This is a genomic window from Vibrio sp. 10N.261.52.A1, from assembly GCF_002876325.1.
GTDB classification, from domain to species: domain Bacteria; phylum Pseudomonadota; class Gammaproteobacteria; order Enterobacterales; family Vibrionaceae; genus Vibrio; species Vibrio chagasii.
Map to the genome: position 1 here is coordinate 1 of NZ_MCYD01001003.1, position 7,598 is coordinate 7,598.

The 7,598-nt window shown below is 44.6% G+C and carries 5 protein-coding genes and 1 pseudogene; 2 read left to right on the forward strand and 4 right to left on the reverse strand.

Annotation, left to right across the window (positions count from 1 at the left end; genetic code table 11):
• Positions 1–1,221, forward strand: a pseudogene (locus BCT81_RS21745) (hypothetical protein); the annotation flags it as partial.
• A gap of 55 nt (positions 1,222–1,276) precedes the next feature.
• On the opposite strand, the gene BCT81_RS21750 reads toward BCT81_RS21745, so the two are convergent.
• Complete coding sequence (locus BCT81_RS21750) at positions 1,277–2,491, reverse strand: multidrug effflux MFS transporter (protein WP_102425808.1); 1,215 nt, start codon at positions 2,489–2,491, stop codon at positions 1,277–1,279.
• Positions 2,492–2,818: 327 nt separating this feature from the next.
• Between BCT81_RS21750 and BCT81_RS21755 the strand changes: the two genes are divergently transcribed.
• Positions 2,819–4,000: an MFS transporter gene (locus BCT81_RS21755; protein WP_008218142.1), complete on the forward strand. Its 1,182-nt coding sequence runs from the start codon at positions 2,819–2,821 to the stop codon at positions 3,998–4,000.
• A gap of 81 nt (positions 4,001–4,081) precedes the next feature.
• Here the strand turns inward: BCT81_RS21755 and BCT81_RS21760 are convergent, their stop codons facing one another.
• The 3 genes from BCT81_RS21760 to BCT81_RS21770 all read right to left on the reverse strand — a co-directional run bounded on the left by BCT81_RS21760 (position 4,082) and on the right by BCT81_RS21770 (position 7,527).
• On the reverse strand, positions 4,082–5,428 hold the full coding sequence (locus BCT81_RS21760) for an MATE family efflux transporter (RefSeq protein WP_102425809.1): 1,347 nt from the start codon (positions 5,426–5,428) through the stop codon (positions 4,082–4,084).
• A gap of 100 nt (positions 5,429–5,528) precedes the next feature.
• A complete protein-coding gene (locus BCT81_RS21765) occupies positions 5,529–6,371 on the reverse strand; it encodes a helix-turn-helix domain-containing protein (RefSeq protein WP_102425810.1) in 843 nt (280 codons plus the stop codon).
• Between the two features lie 238 nt (positions 6,372–6,609).
• On the reverse strand, positions 6,610–7,527 hold the full coding sequence (locus BCT81_RS21770) for a DMT family transporter (protein ID WP_102425811.1): 918 nt from the start codon (positions 7,525–7,527) through the stop codon (positions 6,610–6,612).
• Positions 7,528–7,598: the final 71 nt, after the last annotated feature.

Genomic DNA, 7,598 nt, shown 5'->3' on the forward strand with positions numbered 1-7,598 from the left:
GACGATGACGATGACGATCACGGTCACGGAAGTGGGTCTGGGGGTGGCGAGGTCGCGGTAAAATCGAACGAAATCGTTCAATTGGTACCAGCATTAGATGGCGTTCAAGCTTATAAGGTTTATAAGCCGACGGCTTACGTTTCACCGACAGCAAGTGATGTATGTAATGACCAAGGTTCCAATGGCGTATTTTTAGCAAGGTTAAGCAGTTCTAGTAACGATGCAGAGAAAAAAGCTTTCGCAATAGATACTTATAGCAGTCGAAGTGGTGGTGAGCTTCCTCCGGTTATTAAACCTACACCAGCGGTTGACCCATCCGCAAATCAATCGTGTATGAATGATAATTTTGCGTCGGTACTCCCCTTGTTGCAAAGCGGTTCCTTGTTGGCGGTTAAGGGCTCCAGTAGTTCAGTAGGTTCTCAAGAACTCAAGTTGTTAAGTGCCGACACGCTCGCCATGAAGAGTTTGCGTCATCCGCTTAAGGCCTCGTCGCCACAAATTTTCCCCTCTTATGATGAGAGTGAAGTATTGGTTATCTACGGTAACCACCCTTTAAGCAGTAATGTTGCATCTGAAGTTGTGAATGCTGCAAACCTCTCGACTAAGATGACGATTGACAAGATCAATTTGAAAACCGCGAACATTGTTGCCCAACAGCAAATTCTATTGGGCTTGGAAGATAATAAGCTCGAGTGGATTTCAAACTCCGCACAGCAAAAAGAGCTCGGAGGGCTAGCGGTTGATGGTGCCATTCGCCATATGGCGACATCGGCGGATGGAATTGTGAGCGCTATTACAACCGAGAATTCGCTCTATATCGTGGATAACATGAAGAGATCTGTACTTGTACACCAGGCGTTGATAAGTAGCGCGATCAACTTCTTGTATGTATTAGAGGATAAGGTCATTGCAGTGACTTCTTCAGGGGTGGATTACTATCAATTCCGAAATATTAGTGGTCCGGCTCTTAAAGTTGGTAGCCAACTGGCAACAAAAGAACTCTTCAAAAAATGGGAAGACAGTGGAAATTCAAGTTGGAACTCTACTAACTTGGGCTACGTTCTTTCTCAAACAGGAACGGAAAGTAGCATCTCTGATAAATTCAAAAATGTTAACCTTTCATTCTCTCCTTCTAACGCAATAACCTCGAGTGGCATCACAGGAGTGAACGTTAGCGGCTTAGAACGAGGCGAGTGGTTAACCTTTTATAAAGCCCTTTAAAGGCATTCAACCAATAAAGAAGGGAGGCTAACTCCCTTCTTTACTCAGGTACTTGCTACATATTCTCAGCCTGTTTCAATCGGCTTTGACGCCAGTAATTGACTGAGGAGATAGCCGCTAAAAAGACAACGACAGCGGTCATCACATGTATGACTGACTCCGACGTCCCTTCATACGCATTACTGCCTAAATCAATCGCTGCAGAAACGATAAATAGACGAATAGCTGTCACCAGTGATGCTGCGATCCCTGTTAGATCTGGAAAAACTTGCATCGATTTCGCAAAGAACAATCCAATCGATAACCCTGCACCTATTGAAAACAAGCACATCGTCCCTGTTAGGATGAATGGTGAGTTAAGTTGTTCAGACGGCAATAAGAAAAAGATGAGCGTGGTGGTAAATATTAAGCCAAGCCCAGTACTTTTTAATTTATCAATGCCAAACCTGTCGATTAAGCGTGCGTTGTTCAAACTCACCAAGACGAATGTGCCCAGTGTTGCCATTTGGAAAAACGGGAACTGATCAGGGCTGACTTCTAATTGCTCTATATACAATAACGACATGTTGGAAACATAAATCATATAGGCGGCAAGAATTAAGCTCGTCACTAGCGTGTTGTACCAAAAGGCTGACGAAGACAATAGGGTTTTGTAGTCGCTTGCTATTCGCTTTGGCGCGACCTTCTTCCGTTTATCTTTACTCAAAGATTCAGGCAAGAAGAAGAAACATTTGGTCGCAGAAAGCAGTACTAAAATGGCGATAAAGACAAAGTTTGCTTTATACCCCATATGGAGACTTATCCAGCCGCCAATAAGAGGTGCAAAAGCCATTAAGCTGACCACTAACGTGTTGAGATCGGCAATCAGTTTGGCGGCGGGTTCTTCATCAAACAGATCAAAGATCATTGCGGTACCAACGATCACACACGCCGAACTGCCAAAGCCTTGAAGCAGTCGAAATGCTAGTAATTGCTCGATACTCGAAGCATAAATACAGCCGATACTTGCAGCAAGAAAGACGCTAAAACCAAACATTAGTATCTTTCGGCGACCAAAATGATCCGATAGTGGTCCATAGAGTAAGGAACCAAGACAGATGCCGATAAAGTTATAGCTCAGAATGCGCTGCACCATAACCGCGTTAGTGTTGAAGTCGTTCAATATATCGGGAAATGTGGGTAGATAGATATCCGTCTCCATGGCAGCACCAAGGAATATGAATACCATTAAAAATCGAAACCACTTCCCCTCATGAGAGATGGGAAACATAGTTAATCCAATGAGTTATTATTATAAAAGTCAGAAGCGAAAACTCTGCAAGTGCAGGTAGGCTTAGAATGAAATTTTGATATTGGGATGCGCGTAGTAGAGAGGAGTGTTACGCAGGGTTGTCATTCCCGTCACTTGGTTGTGATCAAGTAGGGTGTAAATGTAACATAATGTTTCATCATTTCAAGGCGTCGATTGCTGTTTTCTCGCTCCCCTACGCAAACGATAAAAGTCGTGTCATTTTAACTTCTCCAGAAGTGTTAATGATTTGTGACTCAAGAGAAAAGCAGAGTATGATGTAACATTATCATTCAGGATTTGGCTGCTATGAGTGCATCGAAGGCGAGCTGGAAAACGCCGCAAAACTTTTTATTATTGATTTCGATTGTTGTACCTATCGCTTTTTCGAGCTGGATGGCTCTGTTGAACAATTTCGTGATAGAGAAAGCGAACTTTGACGGTGCCGATATCGGCTTACTGCAAAGCGTTCGTGAAATTCCAGGCTTTTTAGCTTTTACTGTGGTGTTTGTGCTGGCTTTCATCCGAGAACAACGTTTCATGTTGGTATCGCTGGCAATGCTCACTATAGGTACTGCGATCACTGGCTTGTTCCCTTCACTTACCGGCCTTTTGTTTACCACCATTTTGATGTCGACAGGCTTTCATTATTTTGAAACCCTCAAGCAATCTTTGTCTCTACAATGGCTGAGCAAAGAAGAAGCGCCAGAGATGCTAGGTAAAATGATCTCGGTTGGTGCGTTAGCATCTCTGCTTACTTACGGCTCTATCTGGGTGATGTTGGAGCAGTTAAAGCTCGATTTCGTTTGGGTATATGGCATTACTGGCGGCTTAGGTTTTGTTCTGGTACTGGTGATGACTTTTGGCTTCCCTGAATTTCAAACGAAGACCCAGCAAAATAAGAAGTTGGTGCTGAGAAAGCGTTACTGGCTTTACTACGCGCTGACATTTATGAGTGGTGCCAGAAGACAGATATTCACGGTATTTGCAGGCTTTTTGATGGTAGAGAAGTTCGGTTACTCGGCGGCAGACGTGACTCTACTGTTCTTGATTAACTATCTGTTTAACTTCTTGTTTGCTAAGCGTATCGGTAAGTTCATTGGTGTGGTTGGTGAGCGTAAGGCGCTTATCTTCGAGTATGTGGGGTTGATCGGTGTATTTGTCGGTTACGGCTTGGTGCAAAGTGCAGAATGGGCGGCAGCATTGTACGTGGTCGATCATCTATTCTTTGCTCTCGCTCTAGCAATCAAAACCTACTTCCAGAAAATTGCCGATCCGGCTGATATGGCTTCCACCGCGGGCGTGTCTTTCACTATCAACCATATTGCAGCAGTCGTTATTCCTGTTGTATTCGGTGTGATTTGGCTCTCTTCGCCTGCGACTGTGTTCTACATTGGTGCAGCAATGGCGGCGGTATCTTTGGCGTTGTCTTTGAATATTCCGAAGAAGCCAGAAGAGGGCAACGAAGTACGAATGTTTAGCTGGCGCTAATGTCATGGTCACCTAACGCGAGATAAATAAAAAGCTCCAATAGCGATATTGGAGCTTTTTTAGTTTCTGCTGTTCGCTCGTCTAAACGATTTGTTGCTCTAAAGAGTCAGCAAAGCGCTTCTTATAACTGCGTAACATGCTAAAACTGACGATTGCCGTTAGAGTTTCCGCGAATAGAATACTTGCCCAAATCCCTTGTTCTGGGAACAGCTTTGGCAGAATGATGATACCCAAAGCTACGAACACAAAACCGCGGGCAAGAGATATTAGTGTTGCCTGTTTTGGTTTGGCAGTCGCTTGAAACAGGTTAGCAATCACTAAGTTGATTCCCATTAGTGGAACACCAAAGAAAAAGAACGTGAGTGCGGTCGCGGATAACCCTATCAAATCACTTGAAGCTCCTAGATAAAGCGCTGCGATTTGAGGTGCGAACAGATACACAATCCCCATAAATACTAGGCCACTGCCGACCGCACTTTTTAATCCTAAGCGGAAGATTTCTTCGATGCGATTTGGCTGGTTCGCACCATGATTAAAGCTAATGATAGGCTGACAAGCTTGAGCAATACCGACCATCACAAATAGAGCAAAGACCCCGATGTTGGCTGTTAAACCATAAGCGATTATGTGGTTCTCGCCAAACTGATCTAACAGTACATAGTTGAACAGCAAGATCGTCATCGCTGCTGTTACTTCAATGAAGAAAGTTGGAGTGCCAATCTTCAGGATACTTGGCAGTTTATCAAAACCAATGCCTTTTAGACTCAGCGTTAAGGTGCCTTGTTTGCGTACAAAGTGACTCAATAAAATACACGCGATGACACCCTGTGCGATGGCTGTGCCGTAGGCGGCCCCTTTCATACCCCAGCCCCAATTTAGGACGAAGAAGTAATCTAATACGAGGTTGACTATAGCGCCAATCGACATTGCATAAGTCGCCAGTTTTGGGTTGGTATCGTTACGCACAAAACACGACATAACCCAAGCTAACGAGTAGAGCACGAAGAACTGCAGCATTACCGATAGGTAGTCGTGAGTGAGCTCAGCCATGTATCCAGAAGCCCCCATCAGCGCAATAATCTCATCGAGCCAATACAGGGCAATGCTGACGGTCACCGTGCTAAATAGAGCGGTGATCAACATCGATTGATTAAACAGAGTTTGCCCAGAGGTTACGTTGCCTTTGCCCACTTCAATAGACATCAGCGCCGCACCACCAATACCAACCATCATGGCAATTGCAGTGAATATTGAGAAAGCAGGGATGGTGAGAGCGATAGCGCCCAAGCCATCAGGACCGACACCATGCCCAACGAACCAAGCGTCTCCCATTATGAAAAGGGACTTGATCACCATGCCGGTTAGCGCTGGCCAAAGGTATTGATAAAAGGACTTAGATATTGGATCGGTTTTTAGGTTGATGGCCATTCGAACAAGCTCCCAAAAAATTGGATTTAACCAAATTGGATAGATAAAGAGGGAGCATTATCGGAACTTAATTGAGGCTAAAAAAGGGATTATCTGCGTATTATATTGCACTATCTGCACATCGAGCTCGAAACTGTGCTGGTGACTCTTTCATCTGTCCGCGATAAAAACGGCTGAAATAGGCCGGGTCTTCGAAGCCGAGTTCAAAAGCGATGGTCTTGATGGTCTTGGCTGAGAAGATCAGTTCTCGATTCGCTTCTAAAATGATCCGATCGTGGATCAATTGAGTGACGGTTTTACCTTTTTCAGCTTTGACGATCTCGTTAATGCGTTTGTTGGTTATCGACAGAGCTTGCGCATAAAAATCACAATGTTTATGGGTGGCGTAGTGCTGCTCAATTAAATCAACCACCTTGTTCACTCGGCTATCGCGTACTTCACCTTTCAATGAGGATTGGCTAGCAAAGCGCAGGATGTAGCGCAAAAAGCTATTCATGAGTGATTCTACTAAGTCCCAGTCGCTTTCTTCTCGTGCACATTCTTCTTTCAGCATGTCGAAAATAGGCAACAGGTAGCGGTTGCCTTCTTCACTGCAATCCAAATAGGGAGGGCGGCTTTGGTGCATGGCAAAAACAGTATCGACCAGCTGAGTGTTGCGGTGATTGGTTTTAACAAAGCCAGGAGTAAATACCAGTAAACGAGCACTTTCTCCGACTAGCTCCGAGCGGTGTACTTGGCCCGGTGCAATGGTGAAAATACGGCCGATCTTATTGTCGTAGTCAACGAAATCAATGCTCTGACTGCCATGATTATCCACGCACCATACTAACTCCCAGTACTCATGCCTGTGCGGCTCTAAGAACGCATCGTCGTTATTCGTCAGTTCCTCAACCCTACAAGGTTGACCTTTGACAAGACGCATTTGTTTGATGGGATTACTCATGACATTCCTTTGTGGAGAGATAACTAAGGGTATTAACCAGAGCTGGCAATCATGGCTGAGTTTAATGTAGTTGATTGCGATGTTTAAGTCATTCGCTTGGTAAGAGGTTCAATATGAGAAGGGGCGGCTGTAAAGGGGCAGTAAATTGTGAAGTCGTGTTGGGGCTAAACAAAACCCCAGGAGCATGTGGTGAGCTTCTGGGGTAGTTTGAATGCGGTTTATCTTAGTGTTTCGCTGCTTAGTTACTGCTTGCCGTTTTTAGCGTTGAACGCAGCTTGAAGATGCTCTTCGGTGCTTTCGTTAGCAAGATGCCACAAAGTAGAGGGATCATCATAAGCAGAGACTGTTCTGAAAGCACCTCACCGTTGATGTAGCAAGATATCAGTAGCGCAACTACTGGGAAGATAAGGAAACAAATAGATGCTTGGAACGGTGTCGAAACCTGACCTAGTTTGAAGTAAGCCACAATACCGCCGACACTCGCTACAAAACCTAGGTACACGACCGCTGAGATAGAATCCCAAGTGAAAGATTCTACGTTCACGTTCTCACCTACTGCCGATACCGCAAACAAGAACATCGCAGCAATAAAACTTGGTACAGCGTTGTAAGTCAGTACTTCGATGCCTTTACAGTGTTTTTGAACTAACACGTACATTACTGCGTGAATCGCAACTGCAAGACCCAGGCAAACCGTACCGATAAAGTAGTCATCACCGCCCATCTGCATTTCGTTGCCAAGAATTAAACACAGGCTTATAACCGCGGTAACTAGGCCGAATATTTGATGTTTCGCTAAGCGTAGACCAAGGAACAAACCCGACATCAGCATCACAGCAACAGGCATATTAGCGAAGATGATCGAAGCCAAACCAGAAGAGATGTATTGCTCACCATAGATCATCAAAGTGAACGGAATCGCGAAATACATCAGTGCCACAATAAGTAGCCATTGACGCTTGCCCTTAGGGAACAGCAAAGGTTGATTGAAGGCTTTTGCTAGTACTGCAAGTAGAGGAGCTGCAAGTAAAAAGCGCAGTCCAGTAGCAAAAATTGGTGGGATAGAATGCAATGCCACTTCCATAGCGAACCAAGTGGTTCCCCAAATTAAGCAAACAGAGACAAAAAGCAAGATAGTTAGCGACTTCGAATTCATGGTGACTACTCATTAATAATTATTTTAAATCATAGGCTTGTAGCGCCTTAATGACGTGGCACAGTATAAGG